This is a genomic window from Mesorhizobium sp. B2-3-11, from assembly GCF_006442215.1.
GTDB classification, from domain to species: Bacteria; Pseudomonadota; Alphaproteobacteria; order Rhizobiales; family Rhizobiaceae; genus Mesorhizobium; species Mesorhizobium salmacidum.
In genome coordinates, this window is the sequence record NZ_VFVS01000010.1 from 102,466 (window position 1) to 118,723 (window position 16,258).

Annotated in this window: 15 protein-coding genes and 2 tRNA genes; 10 read left to right on the top strand and 7 right to left on the bottom strand. The window is 62.6% G+C overall.

Features of this window, described 5'->3' with window-relative positions; translation table 11 throughout:
- Nucleotides 1-167 precede the first annotated feature (167 nt).
- The 5 genes from FJ960_RS15685 (at nt 168) to FJ960_RS15705 (ending at nt 5,104) form a co-directional block, all read left to right on the top strand.
- Nucleotides 168-1,334 carry an ROK family transcriptional regulator gene (locus tag FJ960_RS15685; RefSeq protein ID WP_140715129.1) on the top strand — a complete coding sequence of 389 codons (1,167 nt, stop codon included), beginning with the start codon at nt 168-170 and terminating at the stop codon, nt 1,332-1,334.
- On the top strand, nt 1,331-2,095 hold the full coding sequence (locus tag FJ960_RS15690; protein ID WP_140715131.1) for an ATP-binding cassette domain-containing protein: 765 nt from the start codon (nt 1,331-1,333) through the stop codon (nt 2,093-2,095). Before FJ960_RS15685 ends, FJ960_RS15690 begins: the two co-directional genes overlap by 4 nt.
- A 39-nt stretch (nt 2,096-2,134) precedes the next feature.
- The gene (locus FJ960_RS15695) at nt 2,135-3,175 is read left to right on the top strand and encodes a sugar ABC transporter substrate-binding protein (protein WP_140506426.1); all 1,041 of its coding nucleotides are present in this window, start codon (nt 2,135-2,137) and stop codon (nt 3,173-3,175) included.
- A gap of 116 nt (nt 3,176-3,291) precedes the next feature.
- Entirely contained in the window at nt 3,292-4,287 is a 996-nt protein-coding gene (locus FJ960_RS15700) for an ABC transporter permease (protein ID WP_140506428.1), read from the top strand.
- Nucleotides 4,288-4,333: 46 nt separating this feature from the next.
- Nucleotides 4,334-5,104 carry an SDR family NAD(P)-dependent oxidoreductase gene (locus FJ960_RS15705; RefSeq protein ID WP_140715133.1) on the top strand — a complete coding sequence of 257 codons (771 nt, stop codon included), beginning with the start codon at nt 4,334-4,336 and terminating at the stop codon, nt 5,102-5,104.
- A 101-nt stretch (nt 5,105-5,205) separates the two neighbouring features.
- On the opposite strand, the gene FJ960_RS15710 is transcribed toward FJ960_RS15705, so the two are convergent.
- From FJ960_RS15710 to FJ960_RS15725, 4 genes are all read right to left on the bottom strand, one after another.
- A complete protein-coding gene (locus tag FJ960_RS15710; RefSeq protein WP_140715135.1) occupies nt 5,206-6,390 on the bottom strand; it encodes an FAD-dependent monooxygenase in 1,185 nt (394 codons plus the stop codon).
- Nucleotides 6,369-7,106 carry a methyltransferase domain-containing protein gene (locus tag FJ960_RS15715; RefSeq protein ID WP_140715137.1) on the bottom strand — a complete coding sequence of 246 codons (738 nt, stop codon included), beginning with the start codon at nt 7,104-7,106 and terminating at the stop codon, nt 6,369-6,371. Before FJ960_RS15715 ends, FJ960_RS15710 begins: the two co-directional genes overlap by 22 nt.
- Before the next feature lies 1 nt (nt 7,107).
- Nucleotides 7,108-8,187 carry a type III polyketide synthase gene (locus FJ960_RS15720; RefSeq protein ID WP_140715139.1) on the bottom strand — a complete coding sequence of 360 codons (1,080 nt, stop codon included), beginning with the start codon at nt 8,185-8,187 and terminating at the stop codon, nt 7,108-7,110.
- A gap of 237 nt (nt 8,188-8,424) precedes the next feature.
- A tRNA-Val gene (locus tag FJ960_RS15725) sits at nt 8,425-8,500 on the bottom strand.
- A gap of 217 nt (nt 8,501-8,717) precedes the next feature.
- Here FJ960_RS15725 and FJ960_RS15730 point away from each other — a divergent pair.
- Both FJ960_RS15730 and FJ960_RS15735 read left to right on the top strand, forming a co-directional pair.
- Nucleotides 8,718-8,794, top strand: a tRNA-Asp gene (locus tag FJ960_RS15730).
- Nucleotides 8,795-9,105: 311 nt separating this feature from the next.
- On the top strand, nt 9,106-9,621 hold the full coding sequence (locus FJ960_RS15735) for a hypothetical protein (protein WP_140506437.1): 516 nt from the start codon (nt 9,106-9,108) through the stop codon (nt 9,619-9,621).
- A gap of 86 nt (nt 9,622-9,707) precedes the next feature.
- On the opposite strand, the gene rbsK is transcribed toward FJ960_RS15735, so the two are convergent.
- From rbsK to ugpC, 3 genes are read right to left on the bottom strand one after another with little or no spacing between them, the layout of a single operon-like run.
- Nucleotides 9,708-10,637 (bottom strand): ribokinase, encoded by a 930-nt coding sequence (gene rbsK, locus FJ960_RS15740; RefSeq protein WP_140715141.1) that lies wholly within the window; start codon nt 10,635-10,637, stop codon nt 9,708-9,710.
- A gap of 4 nt (nt 10,638-10,641) precedes the next feature.
- Entirely contained in the window at nt 10,642-11,094 is a 453-nt protein-coding gene (locus tag FJ960_RS15745) for an RbsD/FucU family protein (RefSeq protein WP_127278878.1), read from the bottom strand.
- A gap of 27 nt (nt 11,095-11,121) precedes the next feature.
- Nucleotides 11,122-12,171, bottom strand: a complete 1,050-nt coding sequence (gene ugpC / locus FJ960_RS15750; protein WP_140715143.1) for a sn-glycerol-3-phosphate ABC transporter ATP-binding protein UgpC — start codon at nt 12,169-12,171, stop codon at nt 11,122-11,124.
- Between the two features lie 276 nt (nt 12,172-12,447).
- On the opposite strand from ugpC, the gene FJ960_RS15755 reads away from it, so the two are divergent.
- From FJ960_RS15755 to FJ960_RS15765, 3 genes are all read left to right on the top strand, one after another.
- The gene (locus FJ960_RS15755; RefSeq protein ID WP_140506443.1) at nt 12,448-14,112 is read left to right on the top strand and encodes a sugar ABC transporter substrate-binding protein; all 1,665 of its coding nucleotides are present in this window, start codon (nt 12,448-12,450) and stop codon (nt 14,110-14,112) included.
- A 68-nt stretch (nt 14,113-14,180) separates the two neighbouring features.
- Nucleotides 14,181-15,302: a sugar ABC transporter permease gene (locus tag FJ960_RS15760; protein WP_140506444.1), complete on the top strand. Its 1,122-nt coding sequence runs from the start codon at nt 14,181-14,183 to the stop codon at nt 15,300-15,302.
- Between the two features lie 6 nt (nt 15,303-15,308).
- The gene (locus FJ960_RS15765) at nt 15,309-16,226 is read left to right on the top strand and encodes a carbohydrate ABC transporter permease (RefSeq protein ID WP_027143632.1); all 918 of its coding nucleotides are present in this window, start codon (nt 15,309-15,311) and stop codon (nt 16,224-16,226) included.
- The last annotated feature ends 32 nt before the right edge of the window (nt 16,227-16,258 follow it).

Genomic DNA, 16,258 nt, shown 5'->3' on the forward strand with positions numbered 1-16,258 from the left:
CAACGGCAGGACCGCAAACCGTCGCTTCTTAGTCTCATCCCTAATCCACATCAAAGGTGAGAAGCCGTGGAGTCGGCAGCTTCGGTCCGCGTGCCGGGTCATTTTTGAATTCCATTTGACTGAATAAATATTTGATGCGAACCTCACGTCAAGCAGGGGCGCAAGGCATGGCATTGCGAGGGACCAATCAGGAGTTCGGGCGGCCGTACAATCGGCGCATCGTACTTGAGTCCATCCGCCGTCATGGCCCGATCGCCCGTGGCGACATCGCCAGGCATGTCGGGCTCACCGTCCAGACCGTATCGACCATCGTTCGCGAACTGGAGGAACAGGGCTATATCCTGTCCGTGCGCGAAGAGCCGAAGGGCCGTGGCCTGCCACCGGCGACGCTGCGCATCAACCCGGAAGGCGGCTATGCCGTCGGCATCCACCTGACGCCGCTTGGAATAGACGCCGCACTGATCAATCTCAGCGGCGACGTCATCGAGAGTTCACGTCGCGAAGCGCCCAACCCGGCGCCCGATCATGCGTTCGAACAGATTGGCGCCATGGTCCGCGGCCTGACGGGCAAGCGGCCTGGCGGCCGCGTCATCGGCATCGGCATGGCCCTTCCCGGCCCGTTCGACGTGGACTCCATGAGCTTTGTCGGCCCGACCACGATGACCGGCTGGAAGCACGTGGCGCTGCGTGAGCGGCTGACGGCCGCGACGGGATTGCCGGCGTTCTTCGAGAGCGACATGGCCGCCGCCGCGATGGGCGAGCGGCTCTATGGCATCGGCGCCCGCCATTCCGACTATTATTATCTCTATTTCGGCGTTGGGCTTGGTGGCGCCATGATGCATGACGGCAGCGTTCTGCGCGGCGCCTGGGGCAATGCGGGCGAGATCGGCCATATTCCCGTGGTCCCCGAAGGCGAGCTTTGCCCCTGCGGCAACCGAGGCTGCCTCGAGCGCTACCTCTCGCTCGAAGCGCGGGGCCGCCGGGCCGGCAATGACGCCGATTGGGTGGCGCAGGTCGGCCCGATCTTCCGCAACACCATCGCCATCATCGAAAACCTCTTCGACCCAGAGACGGTCGTGCTCGGCGGCCTGGCGGCATCGGAGTTGCTCGAACGCCTGGCAGACGCGGCCGAACCGCTGCACAATTCGGTTTCGGCCCGCGCGGACCGCAAGACGCCGCGCGTCGTCGTCGCCAGCGGCGGCCAGCATGCGGTGCTGCGCGGCGCGGCGGCACTCGCCGTTTCCGGGGTGTTGTCGCCACGCTTCGGCCAGATGTTCGCCGCCGAACGCGAGCGCGGCCGCGACATCCTTTCGACCGGGGAGATTGCAGCATGAGCGAACCCCTGCTGGTGCTCGACAACGTGACCAAGAACTATGGCGCGATCGAAGCGCTGAAGGGGATCAGCTTTTCCATCGGCAAGGGCGAGGTGGTAGCGTTGCTCGGCGACAATGGCGCCGGCAAGTCGACGCTGGTCAACATCATTGCGGGCGGTCTCGAACCGACCTCCGGCCGCATGCTGTTCGAGGGCAAGGAGTTCCTGGCCCGGTCGCCGGCGGAAGCCAAGGCGGCGGGTATCGAGACCGTCTACCAGGACCTGTCGCTCTGCACCAATGTCGACGTGGTGGCCAATTTCTTCATGGGCCGCGAGATCACCAGGAAGGTGCTTGGCGTTCCCGTGCTCGATGAGCGTGCCATGGAAGCCGTCGTCGGGAAAGCGCTGGCCAGCGCCGGTACCCGCATTCCTTCACTGCGCACCAATGTCGAGCATCTCTCGGGCGGCCAGCGGCAGGCCATCGAACTCAACCGCTTCGTGCACTGGGGCGGCAAGCTGGTGCTGCTCGACGAACCGTTCGCCGCACTTGGCGTCGAGCAGACGCGGCGCGGCCTCGACATGATCCGCCAGGTGGCGAGCCAGGGCATCGGCGTCGTCATCATCACCCATATCATGCAGCAGGCTTTTCAGGTCGCCGACCGGATCGTGGTGATCCGGCAAGGCGTCGTGGCGGGCGATGTCGCACGCAACAAGACAAGTCCCGACGCGGTGATCAACATGATCACCGGGGAGACGCTTGCCGGTGCCGGACCGGCGGGCTGAGGGACAAAGAGGGGTCCGGCTTAACAGGGAGCCAACGACATGAAGCGAATACTTCTTGCTGTCTTCGGTATCCTGGCACTGGCTTTTGCCACACTCACGCCGGCATTCGCGCAGTCCAAGGGTATTGTCTACTACATGGTGCCGACACTGCTCGACGAGTTCCAGACTGGCTCGGTGAGCGCGCTGGAGCTGTTCCTGAAACAGACCGGCTACGACATGAAGACGCTGAACGCCGACAACAAGACCGACGCCCAGCAGTCACAGATGAACGACGTCATCGCGCTGAAGCCGGCGGCTATCATCCTGGCCGCCGTCGATTTCAATGCGCTGAAACCGTCGATCGAGGCAGCGCGCGCCGCCGGCATTCCGGTGGTCGAGTTCGACCGCCAGATCACGTCGACGCCGTCCGACTTCACGTCGGTCGCGGGTACCGTCGAGATCGGCTACGTCGCCGCCGACCAGGCCGAAAAACTTCTGAAAGCCAAGAACGGCTCGGTGAAGGGCAAGGTCCTGCAGGTGCTTGGCGATCCCGGCGATCCCTATACGCTCGACATCCAGAAGGGTTTTGAAGAGAAGATGAAGGCGTTCCCGGACGTCAAGATCATCTCGCTGCCTGCCATGCAATGGGAGGCCAGCAATGCCGGCACCATCGTTGCCGACCAGATGCTGGCCAACCCCGACATCGACCTGATCTTCAGCCATGCCGCACACCTGTCGGTCGCCGCCGTCGCCTCGCTCGAGGCCGCCGGCAAGAAGCCTGGTGACGTCATGCTGATGAGTTCGAACGGCGCGCCGGTCGGTCTCGACCTGATCCGCAAGGGCTGGCTCAACGTCGAGGTCGAGCAGCCACTTTACGCACAGGCCGCGGCCGTCGCCATGTTCATGGACAAGGTCGTCAAGAAGGAAGAGATCAAGCCCGGCGAATACGATGTGCTTGGCCTGAAGTCGACCGTCACCAAGGAAGCCTGGGGCCCGAACATCAAGATCCCGGGCGCCGCAATCACCAAGGAGAATGTCGACAATCCGGCCTTCTGGGGCAACCAGAAGCCGCCGACCGATACGGTCAAGCCGGTCGAATAGACAGATGGCCCAACCGCTCCGGGCCATACCCGGCCCGGAGCCCTTCCCTGTCCGTATCGAATGAGACGCAGGCAATGTTCTACGGCCTTGATTGCGCACGCCAACCGGATCGACTTATGAATCCTCGCACACGCAAAGCCCTGGAGTTCGTCCTCGACAACCTCGTCTGGTTCATGCTGCTCCTTGTCCTGGTCGTCTTCTCGCTGTTCATCCCGAATTATTTCCAGCTCGGCATCTTCGCCAACATCATCGAGGCGTCGAGCGTACTCGGCGTCATGTCGATCGGCCTGGCGCTGGTCATCATTGCCGGTCACATGGACCTGTCGGTCGAATCCGTCGCCGCGCTCAGCGCCATGGCGGTGGGCATCCTGTTTTGTTCCTCGGGCATCGGCCTCGGCGTCCAATTGCACCCGGAATGGCTGATGGTTCCGGTGTCGCTGCTGCTGGCGCTGGCCGTCGGCGGCCTCATCGGCGCTTTCAACGGCTATCTTGTGGTCAAGGTCAAGATGAGCGCCTTCATCATCACGCTCGCTTCCTACATCTGGGTGCGCGGTCTGGTGCTGGTCATTTCGGGCGGTCGCTCGGCCCAGGATCTGGCACCTGCCATCCGCTGGTTCGGCATCCAACGCCTGATCGGCCTGCCGCTTACCGCCTGGATCGCGGTGGCCTGTTTCGTGGTCTTCTCGCTGATCATGGCCAAGACGCCGTTCGGCAGGCACCTCGTGATGATCGGGGGCAATGAAACCGCGACCTTCCGCGCCGGCATCCGGGTGAACCGCAACCTGATCATCGCCTTCGTGCTCGCCGGCGCCATAGCAGGGCTCGCCGGCTGGCTGCTGGCGATCCGCACCTCGGGTGCCACGGCCAATCTGGGCGTTGGCCTTCTGTTCAACGCCTTTGCCGCGGTCGTCATCGGCGGCGTCAGCCTGAAGGGTGGTGTCGGCACCTTGCCGGGCGTCTATGCCGGCGTGCTCCTGCTCTCTGCCATCAACACGGCGATCAACCTGATGGGCCTGCCCGCCAACTTCACCCAGGTCATCCACGGCCTGCTGGTTCTGGCAGCGGTGTTGCTCGACGCATTCAAGCAAACCATTCGCCAAAGACTGGCGTGAGGGGGATTGGCGTGAGGTGGGGATTTGGCATGACAGGACGGCTCGCATGACAGGACGACTGGAAGACAAGGTGGCGTTGATCGTCGGCGGCGCGCGCGGCATCGGCAAGGGCATCGCACTGCGCTTCGCCGAAGAAGGCGCAAGGCTGGTGCTGGCCGATACAGAGGAGGAGGCCGGGCAAGCAAGTGCGGATGAACTCGGTGTCCCCTTCATCCGCACCGACATCTCGCAAATGAGAGACGCTGAGGCCGCGGTGGCACTGGCGCTGAGACATCACGGCCGCCTCGATATCATCGTGCAGAATGCCGGCATCTATCCCTGGCAGTTGATCGAAAACACCAGTGCCGACGACTGGGACCGCGTCATGGCCGTCAACCTGCGCGGTACTTTCAATGCCAGCCGCGCGGCCCTGGTACCAATGAAGGCGCAGCGCTTTGGCCGCATGCTCTACACCTCCTCCATCACCGGCCCGCATGTCACCAGCCCTGGCCATGGCCATTATTCGGCGACGAAAGCGGGCATCAACGGCTTCATTCGCGCTGCGGCGCTGGAGTTCTCCGGCTACGGCATCACGGTCAACGGCGTCGAGCCCGGCAATATCCTTACCAAAGCCATCCAGCAGCATCGCGGCGCCGCCTATATCAAGAACATGGAAGATTCGATCCCGCTCGGCCGGCTCGGCAGCCCGCGCGACGTGGCCAACGCCTTCCTGTTTCTCGCCTCGGACGACGCCAGTTACATCACCGGCACCACCATTGTCGTCGATGGCGGGCAATTGCTGCCCGAGGGCAAGGATTTCCGGATGGTGCCGCCGTGAGCAGGGGGCAGCCATACGCCACGAACCGTGTGCCTGCTGAATTGCCGATTTGGCTCGAGCGCTTCGGCGAATTCCTCCAGGCGTCCGGCCGGCTTCAGCCCTTACGGATGGCTGAGGGCAGGCAAGGCTTTCGTCTTGCCGGACAATCTGGCTCCTAAGGTCAGGCTATTCGGGAACCACCCCACAAACGCCTTCATCGCCGTATTGGATCTGGGGAGGACGGCAATGCGCGCCAACAGTGCGGCCCCATGAATGCGAGTGGCAAATTGCCGGCTCCACGCTCTTGAATAGCGGTTGCCGACGGCGAGGCGTGCCGTCCGGTCCCATTGTTCGAACCTTGCCAATTCGCCAGCGAGAAGCCAGCTGGACTGCAGGGCCATGGAGATGCCTTCGGCGATGATGGGATGGGACTCGCCGGCGATGTTGCCGACCCGAAATATGTCGTCGGCAAATCGTGGGCGCATCCCCGGACGTATGGGACCGGCGGCAAGCCATTCACCTTCGAGGCTGGCGTCGCCGATCGTGGAAACCACCGCCGGGCACGATGCCAGTATGTGCGCGTGAACGGCTTGGGCTGCTGACGTGGCACCGCCCTTTTTGCGCAGCCTGGCCAACACGTCGCGGCGTATGCAGCACGACAGCGATATCCTGTCCTGATCCGCCCACACCATGCCACCATAGCCGCCCGGAAACACCAGGAGCGGCATGAGGTCTCGAGCGAGCGAAGCTCCCCTGAAATGGGCCTTGAAGCCAAACAGATCGGAGGCCGCGCTGCTCTTTGGGAGATTGGTCGGCAACCTGCCCCGGCCCCAGGAGCCATGCGCCGCAATCACCACCTGCCCCCTAAGACTTGTCTGACCGTCCTTGTTGGCGATCCGGACGATGGCACGATCGCCATTGCTGGCGATCTCCACCGCGCGCCACGGCTGAAAAACGTCGGCTCCGGCGTTGCGCGCCGCGTCCAAGAGGATGCCATCCAGAACGTCCCGTCCAAGCGCCCGCCCGTAAGCATCCCCGGCGGCGCGCGGCATGCCTGCTTGTATGCCAGGGCCCGACGCGAACAACGCAACCCGCTTGACTTCCGGTCCTGCCTTGGTGCGAACCGCCACGCCCGCCTCCAGACGGTCCAACAGCTCCAGATTGACCGCCGACATGAATTCGCCGCAGACCTTGCGGCGTGGAAACTCGCTTGCTTCGATGATGGCCACGGAACGACCCTGGCCGCGCAAGGCCAAGGCTGCCGATGAGCCGCTTGGACCGGCACCTATGACGATGGCATCGTACATCGCGCAAATCCTTCCTTGGGGAAAACGCGGAAGGCGTGGGTAAACGGGCCAATCCTGCGTTCTTCACACTGCTGCGCGGAACCGAGAGGCCACAAGCCGGAAAGTTCCTTGCCAGCGAAACCTGCGCGGACGCTTGCCGCCGCATCGTGCATGGTGACCTGGTTTACACCGACAAGGCGCAGGAGCGAGCATGCTTTCAAGGCGACAATGTTTCGGCTTGGCTCGGCGGCGAGGAACACCGGTGCCAAACGGCGCAGGGCTTCGAAGAGTGTCTTTAAGGCGGCGTCGGAAAAGTGGTGCAGGAACAGATTGGCCGAGACAACGTCGTACGCGTCACCCCCGGGTTTTGCGATCCAGTCGAAGACATTGTCGGTGACGGTTTCAACGCGCCAGCCCAGTGCCGCGAAATCGGCGCGCCGCCGGTCGGTGATGAGGTCAACCTGGTCGAGCATGACCAGCTCCACGTCGATCCACTTCCTGGCGAGGCGCCTTGCAACCGAGAGCATGAACGCACCGTCGCCGGACCCGACTTCCAAGATTCTGATCGAACCCTCGCGCACGCTTGCCTTCAGGAGGCTGGACATGATCGCGTGTTGAAACATCAGCGAATTTATCCAAATCAGGTCACGCCGGGAGCCAATCGCCTTGGGATCGTCGGGAGGCAAATGATCGAGCAGTTCCGGCTGGATATGACGGCTGTCGAGACCCGTGGCCATGTCAGGCACTGCCGGCAGTGTGGAACATCATCGTCTCGGCCGTGAGGCCGGGGCCGAATGCCATTGCACAGCCCACGTCATCATCCGTGAACCCACGAAGCATCCGCTCCAGCACGAACATCACGGTGGCGGAGGACATGTTTCCGTTTTCGCGAAGCACGTCGCGCGACGGCAACAGCGCATCGGGAGGAAGATCCAGCGCGCGCTCCACGGCGTCGAGAATGGAACGCCCACCCGGGTGAACAGCCCAAAGGTCGACGTTGGCGGCGGTCCTGTTTCCCAGGATGGCGCCGACGCCTTTGCCAAGCGCATTCTGGATTGCAGCAGGAACCTGCCCCGACAGAACCATGTCGAACCCGTCGTCGTGCACGCTCCAGCTCATCAGGTCGCGGGCGTCGGCATCCACGATCGCATGAAAACTGTCCAGGCCGATGCCAAACGGGCGGGCGGTCACCGACGCGGCCGCGCAGCCATCGCCCCAGAGGGAGAAAGATAGCAGTTTTTCGAGATCAGCCGTCTCCTTGAGATGGAGCGTACAGAGTTCGATGCAGACGATCACAACGTGGGCCGCGGGTTCCGACAGGACGATGTGCCGCGCCAGTTTGAGCGCATTGATTGCCGCATAACATCCCATGAAGCCGATGATCGTGCGCTCCACGGTGGTGGGCAGATTGCACCGGGCGATTATTTCCAGGTCGATGCCGGGGGCGGAGAAGCCCGTACACGTGGTGACGATCAGATGCGTGACACCCTTCCTGTCTTCGCCCTCCAGGAGCCGCTCCAATGCTCGCTCGGCCAGCGCGGGCGCGGCCGTGGCAAACATTTCCATGCGTTTGGCCGTACCTGGAAACGCACCGCGCTTGAAAACACCCGCCAGGTCGACGCTCAGACCCTCAGGATCACTAGCGGGTGCGAAGCAGGAATAGCGATGTTCGATGCCGCCCTTGTCGGCCATGCGATCGAAAATTGCGCGGCGGCGGGAATCTGCCAGCTGGGAGCCCGCAAATTGAAGGAAGAATTGGTGGACACCGTGATCAGGGACGGCCGTGGCAATTCGGTTGATGAAAGCTTGAACGGGCATTTTCCTTGACCTGCAGCCGCAGTTGCCTTCGGCGAGAGCTGTGGCCCCCACGGCAATGGCTATCTCTATCGAGGTGAACGCTGGGAGGCCCTAAAGATTTCCCGAAAATGCCGCTCACCCGTGAAAAAGCAATGCACGCCCTCAGGAGGGAGAACAGGTGAGCTGTGCGCGGAACTGTTGTCGACGCGGCGATTCGTGGCGCCCGCAAACCGGAAAACATCAACGGGTGGAAAGATATGGTGGGCGATGACGGGCTCGAACCGCCGACATCTTCGGTGTAAACGAAGCGCTCTACCAACTGAGCTAATCGCCCGCTCCGGGCCGGACCTTTAAGCGGTCGGGACTTGCTTCGCAAGGCTAAATGAGTGTGGGATGCCCTGTTCGCAGGCCCGATTTGCGAACAAAATGCCGGCTGTCAAAAAACCTTCTCCTGTTTGGCGTTATGATGGTTTGGTGCGCTTGACACCCGGTAGCGAACCCCTTATCCAGCGCCCCAACGACGAACACGGCTGACACGTGCTCGTCAATGCGCGGGTGTAGCTCAGTTGGTTAGAGTGCCGGCCTGTCACGCCGGAGGTCGCGGGTTCGAGCCCCGTCACTCGCGCCATTTCCCTCAAGGATCACGATCCTTGTCTCCAGGGAAATGCCGACATGAATTGTCAAAGATCTCTTCAGAATTGACGTGCCGAAGGCGTCCTTAGGCCTGGCTTTCCCAGGATCCAAAATCACCCTTGCATGAGCGGTACCGTGGAACCCACGACGCGGTTCCGGTGGCTGACAAACAACGGCCGAAGCAGCCCTGCAGATTGCGAACGCGTTGGTCGTTGCGAATCTGCTTGCGCAATCGCCCACAAAGCGCTCGATTCATCCGCAGGCAGCCAGATTGCAGTATGCTGCCGGAATGGCATGGAGGACGTAATGTCAATTGCACCGAATATTTCTACGCGCACGATATTCACGCTGATTTGCCTGGGCGGCGCGACGACGGCCGCCTCTATCCTTTTTCCCGCCGCCGCATCGGCGGACCGGCTGCAGCGATGCGCGCGCGAGGGCGAGATCTGCCGCCTGCCCTATCCCGCCGAGGTCGTCTACGGCGCCAAGGGCCGCACGACCTCGCGTTACATCGAGCGCAACGCGATACCCTGTTCGAACCGCGTTTTCGGCGATCCTGCGCCGGGCAAGGAAAAGTTCTGCTTCATCGTGAAGCGCGACCGTGACGAGTCGAACGACGATTACGATGAGCCTCGCCGCGAGAAGTGGGCGGTCTGCGCCGAGGAAGGCGAATTCTGCGATTTCTATGGCCGCAAGGTGGTCAGGTACGGCGCCCACGGCCGATTCACGCAGGACGTGTTCCGCAATGGCGTCCAATGCGACAATGATGCATTCGGCGATCCCGCTCCGGATCAGGGAAAGCGCTGCTACGTCAGGCAGTAGCTTCGCAACGCGCCCATCGAACATGAGACTTCGGAGGCCGGAACGGTCTGGCCTCCGGGGTACCCTGCGAGTTCCGGGCAATTGCCTCAGCCCTTGGCCAGCAGCGCCTCGACCTCCTGCAATGTCGGCATCGACGGTGCGGTGCCTGGACGTGTCACGGAAATGCCGGCAACGGCGCAGGCGAAGCGCACCGCCTCCAGCGGCTCCACGCCGCGCGAAAGTGCTGCGGCCAAGCCGCCATTGAAGGCGTCCCCCGCGCCGGTGGTCTCGACGACAGGGCCGGCACTGATGGCTGGAACATGCTCGGACCGATCCTTCGCGTGCAGCAGCGCGCCCTTGTCGCCGAGCGTGAGGATGACCGTGCCGACGCCCTTTTCAAGCAGCTTGTCCGCGGCGGCGCGCGCGTCGTCGACCGAAGTGACTCCCATTCCGGTCAATTCCTCGGCTTCGGTCTCATTGGGTGTGAGATAGTCGCAGAGCGTGTAGATGCGGTCGGGAAGCTTTGCCGCCGGTGCCGGATTGAGGATGGTCGTCACCCCTGCCCCGCGCGCGATCTCCAGCGCCCGCATCGCGGCATCGATCGGCTGTTCGAGCTGCGTCACGAAAACACCGGCACCACGGATCAGGTCGACATTGGCTTCGATATCCTCAGGCGTGATCAGCATGGCAGCGCCGGGACTGACGATGATGGCGTTGTTGCCGCTTCCCTCCTCGACGAAGATGTAGGCGGCACCGGTATAGCTGTCCGGCGTGTCGATCGCCGCGCTCTTCACGCCGGCATCCTTCCAGGTCCGCCTGGCCATGTCGGCGAAGGCATCGACACCGAGGCGGGTCAGGAATGTGACGTCCGCCCCGAGCTTGCCGGCGGCCACTGCCTGGTTCGACCCCTTGCCGCCTGGCCCCAGCTTGAAGGAATTGCCGAGGATCGTTTCGCCCAGGCGCGGCTGGCGCTGCGCCCTGTAAGCTGTATCGGCAACAAAGACACCGAGGATAACAACCGGCTTGCCCGAGGCCATGCCGCTACTCCGCATCCGGCGGCACGACGCCCTTGCGGAAGGCAAAGCAGCCGTAGAAGCGGCGTTCGCCAGTCTGGATGACGCAATAAGCCTGCTTGGCGCGCTCATAGAAGGCGTAACGCTCGACCGGCACCATCGGCCAGGACTTGCCCTCGGCGGCGTCGATCTCCTTCTGCACTTCCTTCTGCACGGCTGGGATCTCGTCCGGCTTGCCGACGATCTCCATGCGGGCGGCCGAATCATCGACGAACGTGTCCAGCGGGTATAGCGACAGCACGGCCTTCACCACCTGCGCCGCCGAGGCATCGATGCGCAGCACCCGACCGAGCGCCGTCCGGCGCGCTACCGAATCGGAGGGAAAATTGGTGTCGGCGATGATCAGGTCATCGCCATGTCCCATCGCCCGCAATGCCTGGAGCACGTCGGCATTGAGCAACGGATCGATCCCTTTGAGCATGATGGTCCTCGTGAAGTGCGTTTGAGATCAGAGACGCTTCCCGGTCTCGGCGTCGAACAGATGGAGATGGTCGAGCCTTGGCCGAAGCTTCAGCGTGTCGCCCGGCTTGAAGTCATGGCGCTCGCGAAACAGCGCCACCATCTCGCCGTCGCCGAAACGCAGGAAGACCAGGGTTTCCGAGCCGGTCGGCTCGACCACCGAAATCTTGGCCGGCACGCCATCGGGGTGGATCTCAAGATGTTCGGGGCGCACGCCATAGACGATGGAGCGCCCCTCCTCGACGGCGTTGTTCGGAGCAACCGGGAACAGCGTTCCGGCAATGTCGACGCCGCCCTTGCGCCCGGTGCCCTTGAGCAGGTTCATCGAAGGCGAGCCGATGAAACCGGCGACGAAAAGGTTCGCCGGCCGGTCGAAAAGCTCCAGCGGCGCGCCGACCTGTTCGATGCGGCCGTCGCGCATGACGACGATCTTGTCAGCCATCGTCATGGCTTCGATCTGGTCATGGGTGACATAGATGGTGGTGGTCTTCAGCCGCTGGTGCAGTTCCTTGATCTCGGTGCGCATCTGCACGCGCAGCTTGGCGTCGAGGTTCGAAAGCGGCTCGTCGAACAGGAATACCTGCGGATTGCGCACGATGGCGCGCCCCATGGCGACGCGCTGACGCTGGCCGCCGGAAAGCTGGCGCGGATAGCGCTTCAGATAGGGGCTGAGGTCGAGGATGTCTGCGGCGCGCTTGACCCGCTCGGCAACCACGGCCGGATCGGTCTTGCGCAGCTTGAGGGCAAAAGCCATGTTCTGCTCGACCGTCTTGTGCGGATAAAGCGCATAGTTCTGGAACACCATGGCGATGTCGCGCTTTGCGGGCGGCAGGTGATTGACGACGCGGTCGCCGATGGCGATCGTGCCGCCGGAGACAGTCTCCAGCCCCGCCACCATCCTGAGCAGCGTGGACTTGCCGCAACCGGACGGGCCGACAAGCACGACGAACTGACCATCGGCAATGTCGACGCTGACTTCGTGCAGAACCTTGACGGTTCCAAACGCCTTGGCAACATTGCTGATCGCGACTTGAGCCATCGTTCCCCCATCGGCTCCACTGGCCGTAGGCGCAGAAGCTAACCAACGCGACCGATCAGGGCAAGTCGGTCTCTTATAGACAAAAACCGTTCTCGTTGACACGGCGTATGGTTGCGAGAATAGTGACAAGCGCCGATCCGAAACGCTGGTACTCTACCCGAAAAACGGAACGCGAAGCGACGCAGGTTGGGGTCCTACGTTTCGCTTCTGAACAAAGCCAGCGCCCGGCGCGATCGGCACTTCGATTCACGACTAATGTTCTGGGAGGAATAGTCCATGCGAGTAGGTCTTTACGACAAACTGGTCCGTGCCGGCGCTACAAGGCGCGACATATTGAAGGGCGCGGCCTCGATGGCCGCGATCGCGGCCGCATCCGGCGCCGGACTTGGCGCGCTGACGCGCCCAGCTGCCGCCGCAAGCGAACTGCGCTCGAAAATCCTGCAGATCCCCGGGGTTGGCAAAGGTCAGCCGACCGACGCCGACTTCCAGAAGGTTGGCGAGCTTTGCCTCGAGGCGACCAAGGCCAATGTCAAGGAAGGCGAGTTCGCCGGTGTCGAGCTCACCTTCATGGGTCTCAACAACCAGAACCTGCACAATGTGCTGTTTCGTGGTTTCCTGAAGCCATGGGAGACCTATACCGGCGCCAAGATCAGCTGGATCGACCTGGCGCAGGCCGACTACAACGCCCGCCTGCAGCAGTCGATCGCCACCGGCACCGTCGATTTCGACATCATCGAGATGGGCGCCCCGTTCGAGGGCGACGTCTGCGGCAAGGGCCTGACTTCGGAGATGCCCGACTGGGTCAAGAAGCAGATCGACTTCGACGATCTCGTCAACTACCTCAAGCCGCCCGTTGGCACCTGGGATGGCAAGCAGTACCGGGTCACCATCGACGGCGACGCGCACAACTTCAACTACCGCACCGACGTGTTTGCAGACGCCGATCTCGCCAAGCAGTGGAAGGATGGCGGGGCGACCAGCGAATGGGGTGTACCGAAGACCTGGCAAGAGGTTCAGGCCGTGACCAAGTTCCTGAAGGGCAAGAAGTTCAAGGGCCAGGATGTTTACGGCTATCTCGACGCGCCTAAGCCCTGGGGCGGTTTCGGCTTCTATTTCCTGGGCAGCCGTGCCAGCGCCTACGCCAAGCATCCCGATGACAAGGCCTGGCTGTTCGACGCCGACACGATGAAGCCACGCGTCAACAATCCGGCTTGGGTACGGGCCATCCAGGATGTCATCGACGCCCTGCCGTCGGAGCCCGCCGACCAGATCAATGCCGACCCGAACACCACCGCCTTCCAGCAGTTCCTGGCCGGCACCGGCTCGATGATCCCCTGGTGGGGCGATGTCGGCTCGAACGTCAAGACCAATGATAGCTCGGTCATCGGCGATGTCACCGGCTTCTCGATCCTGCCGGGCTCCGACGATGTCTATAACTCCAAGACCGGCAAGTGGGAGAAGCTCGCCAGCGGCCCGAACTATGCGCCGAACTGCGCCTATCTCGGCTGGGGCGTCTATGTCATGGCCCGTGTCGATGCGGACGAGAAAAAGAAGAAGGCTGCATGGTCGGCGGCCGCCCATCTCGGCGGCAAGGACCTGTCGATCTGGACGGCGATGTATCCGTCGGGCTTCCAGCCCTACCGCAACTCCCATTTCGACATTCCCGAATGGGTGGCGGCCGGCTACGACGAGGCTTTCATCACCTCCTATCTCAAGTCGGAAGGCGACAGCTACAACCACCCCAACGCGGCGATCGAGCCGCGCATCCCCGGCATCTTCCAGTATTACAGCGCCGCCGAGGATATCCTGGCCAACACTTTCGCCGGCAAGATGAAGGCGCAGGAAGGCGCCGATGCCATCGCGGCCGCCTGGGAGAAGCTGACCGACCAGATCGGCCGCGACAAGCAGGTCAAGCTCTACAAGGCCTCGCTCGGCATGTAAGCTGCCTTTGAACCGTGGTCCGGCGGCAACGCCGGACCACAGCCTTCCCTTCCAAACGGGCGAGATTTGTGGCTGACCAGACTTCGACCGCGACCGGGTGGCCGGCAGACGCCGCCTCCTATGATCTGATCCCGCCAGGGCGCAGGCGTTTGGGCTGGGCGCTGATGGCGCTTGCCACGCTCGGCCTGCTGGCAACGATCGTGCTGCAGATCCTCTACAAGACCGAGGTCGATACGATCGGCTTCGAGACATGGCGGCCCGTGGTCTACGCCTATGTGCTGTGGGGTGTGGCGATCGGCATCGGCCAGGTTCTGACACGCGGCGAGGACGGCCAGCGCGCGCTCTTCCTGCTACCGGCTCTTTTGTTCACCATCGCGATGGTGATCTTCCCGACGCTGTTCGGCTTCTACATCGCGCTCACCGACTGGAATCTCAGTTCGTTCAGCGGCCGCAGGTTCAACGGGCTCGACAATTTCTGGCAGATGCTCGCCGACCCGTACTACCGCAACGCCCTGGTCAACATGGTGCTCTATGTGCTGGCGGTGCTGGTCGAATATGTGATCGCGTTCGGCCTGGCGCTGCTGCTCAACGCGCAGATCCGCGCCCGAAAATTCTTCCGGGTGGTGTTCCTGATGCCGCTGATGCTGTCACCGGTCGCCGTGTCCTGGATGATCGGCAAGTCGCTGATGGAATACCGCTTTGGACCAGCAGCCACGCTGGCGCGCCATCTCGGCTGGGAAGACCCGGCTTTCTTCTCGAACCCGATCACCGCCCGCATCTCGATCATGCTGCTGGACGCCTGGACCTTCGTTCCGTTCATGATGATCATGCTGCTGGCGGGACTGCAGGCGATGTCGCGCGAGGTGCTGGAGGCGGCGCGTGTCGATGGCGCCACGGCCTGGCAGACCTTCTGGCAGGTCACTTTCCCGCTGATGCTGCCGGTGTCGGTGACGGCGGTGATCCTGCGCATCATCTTCAAGCTGAAGCTTGCCGACATCATAATCACGGTTACCTCGGGCGGTCCGGGCGGCGCCACTGATTCGGTGTCGAGCTTCATCTACCGCGAATACCGCGACCGCTCGAATGTCGGCTACGGGACCATGCTGGCGATGGCCTATCTGGTCATCATCGTGGTGTTCGTGACCTGGCTGTTGAAGTTCGCCAGCCGTTTCGTGCGCAATGTGAATTAGGGCAAGATGAGCGTCCAGACCACAGACTACGTCGCCTCCGAAATCCGCTCGCCGGCGAGCTTCGTCGCCAGCCGCGTCTTCATCTATGGCGCGCTCGCCTGCTGGGGCTTCATCTGCCTTTTTCCGATCTATTGGACCATCACCACCTCGTTCAAAACGGCGGTGGATGTCACCCAAGGCCATCTGATCCCGTTCGTCGACTTCCAGCCGGATTGGAAAGGGTGGCGATCGCTTGGCCTGTCGCCGGACTCGATTTTCCAGACTTCGACCGTGCGCGACGAATTCCTCAAGCGTTTCATGAATTCGGTCATCACCTCGGTCGGCGCGTCAAGCCTGGCGATCATCATCGGCAGCCTCGCTGCCTATGGCCTGACCCGCTATCGCTACCATTTCGCCTGGTTCAAGAACGAGGATATCTCGTTCTTCTTCCTGTCGCAGTTGATCCTGCCGCCGGTGGTGCTGGCCCTACCCTTCCTGGTGCTCTACCGCGAAGTCGGGCTGCTCGATACGCGCATCGGGTTGATCCTGCTCTACACGCTGATGGTGCTGCCGATCGTCATCTGGATCATGCGTGACCAGTTCAATTCCATCCCCGTCGAGCTGGAGGAAGCAGCCCTCGTCGACGGCCTGTCGATCTGGGGCGCCTTTTTCCGCATCGTCATGCCGATCGCGCTGCCGGGCATGGTCGCAGCCTTCATCCTGGCAATGGTGCTGTGCTGGAACGAGTATTTCTTCGCCGCCCTTTTGACATCGACGGACGCCAAGACGATCCCGGTCATGGTCGCCAGTCAAACGGGGTCGCAAGGTATCAACTGGTGGTCGATGGCTGCTCTGGCCACCGCAGCGATCGCGCCGCTTGCGGTCATCGGCATCGCGCTGGAACGTTACCTGATCATGGGCATGACGGCTGGTGCGGTGAAGTAACCGGGCGCCTCTTCCTTCTCTCCGCTGTGGGA

Bases quoted from the DNA above. Each gene is read 5' to 3' on its own strand.
- rbsK (WP_140715141.1), bottom strand. From the start codon at position 10,637: ATGGCCTCGGGCAAGCCGGTTGTTATCCTCGGTGTCTTTGTTGCCGAT.
- FJ960_RS15695 (WP_140506426.1), top strand. From the start codon at position 2,135: ATGAAGCGAATACTTCTTGCTGTCTTCGGTATCCTGGCACTGGCTTTT.
- FJ960_RS15735 (WP_140506437.1), top strand. From the start codon at position 9,106: ATGTCAATTGCACCGAATATTTCTACGCGCACGATATTCACGCTGATT.
- FJ960_RS15715 (WP_140715137.1), bottom strand. From the start codon at position 7,106: ATGGCCACGGGTCTCGACAGCCGTCATATCCAGCCGGAACTGCTCGAT.
- ugpC (WP_140715143.1), bottom strand. From the start codon at position 12,171: ATGGCTCAAGTCGCGATCAGCAATGTTGCCAAGGCGTTTGGAACCGTC.
- FJ960_RS15720 (WP_140715139.1), bottom strand. From the start codon at position 8,187: ATGCCCGTTCAAGCTTTCATCAACCGAATTGCCACGGCCGTCCCTGAT.
- FJ960_RS15710 (WP_140715135.1), bottom strand. From the start codon at position 6,390: ATGTACGATGCCATCGTCATAGGTGCCGGTCCAAGCGGCTCATCGGCA.
- FJ960_RS15765 (WP_027143632.1), top strand. From the start codon at position 15,309: ATGAGCGTCCAGACCACAGACTACGTCGCCTCCGAAATCCGCTCGCCG.
- FJ960_RS15705 (WP_140715133.1), top strand. From the start codon at position 4,334: ATGACAGGACGACTGGAAGACAAGGTGGCGTTGATCGTCGGCGGCGCG.
- FJ960_RS15685 (WP_140715129.1), top strand. From the start codon at position 168: ATGGCATTGCGAGGGACCAATCAGGAGTTCGGGCGGCCGTACAATCGG.
- FJ960_RS15745 (WP_127278878.1), bottom strand. From the start codon at position 11,094: ATGCTCAAAGGGATCGATCCGTTGCTCAATGCCGACGTGCTCCAGGCA.
- FJ960_RS15700 (WP_140506428.1), top strand. From the start codon at position 3,292: ATGAATCCTCGCACACGCAAAGCCCTGGAGTTCGTCCTCGACAACCTC.
- FJ960_RS15755 (WP_140506443.1), top strand. From the start codon at position 12,448: ATGCGAGTAGGTCTTTACGACAAACTGGTCCGTGCCGGCGCTACAAGG.
- FJ960_RS15690 (WP_140715131.1), top strand. From the start codon at position 1,331: ATGAGCGAACCCCTGCTGGTGCTCGACAACGTGACCAAGAACTATGGC.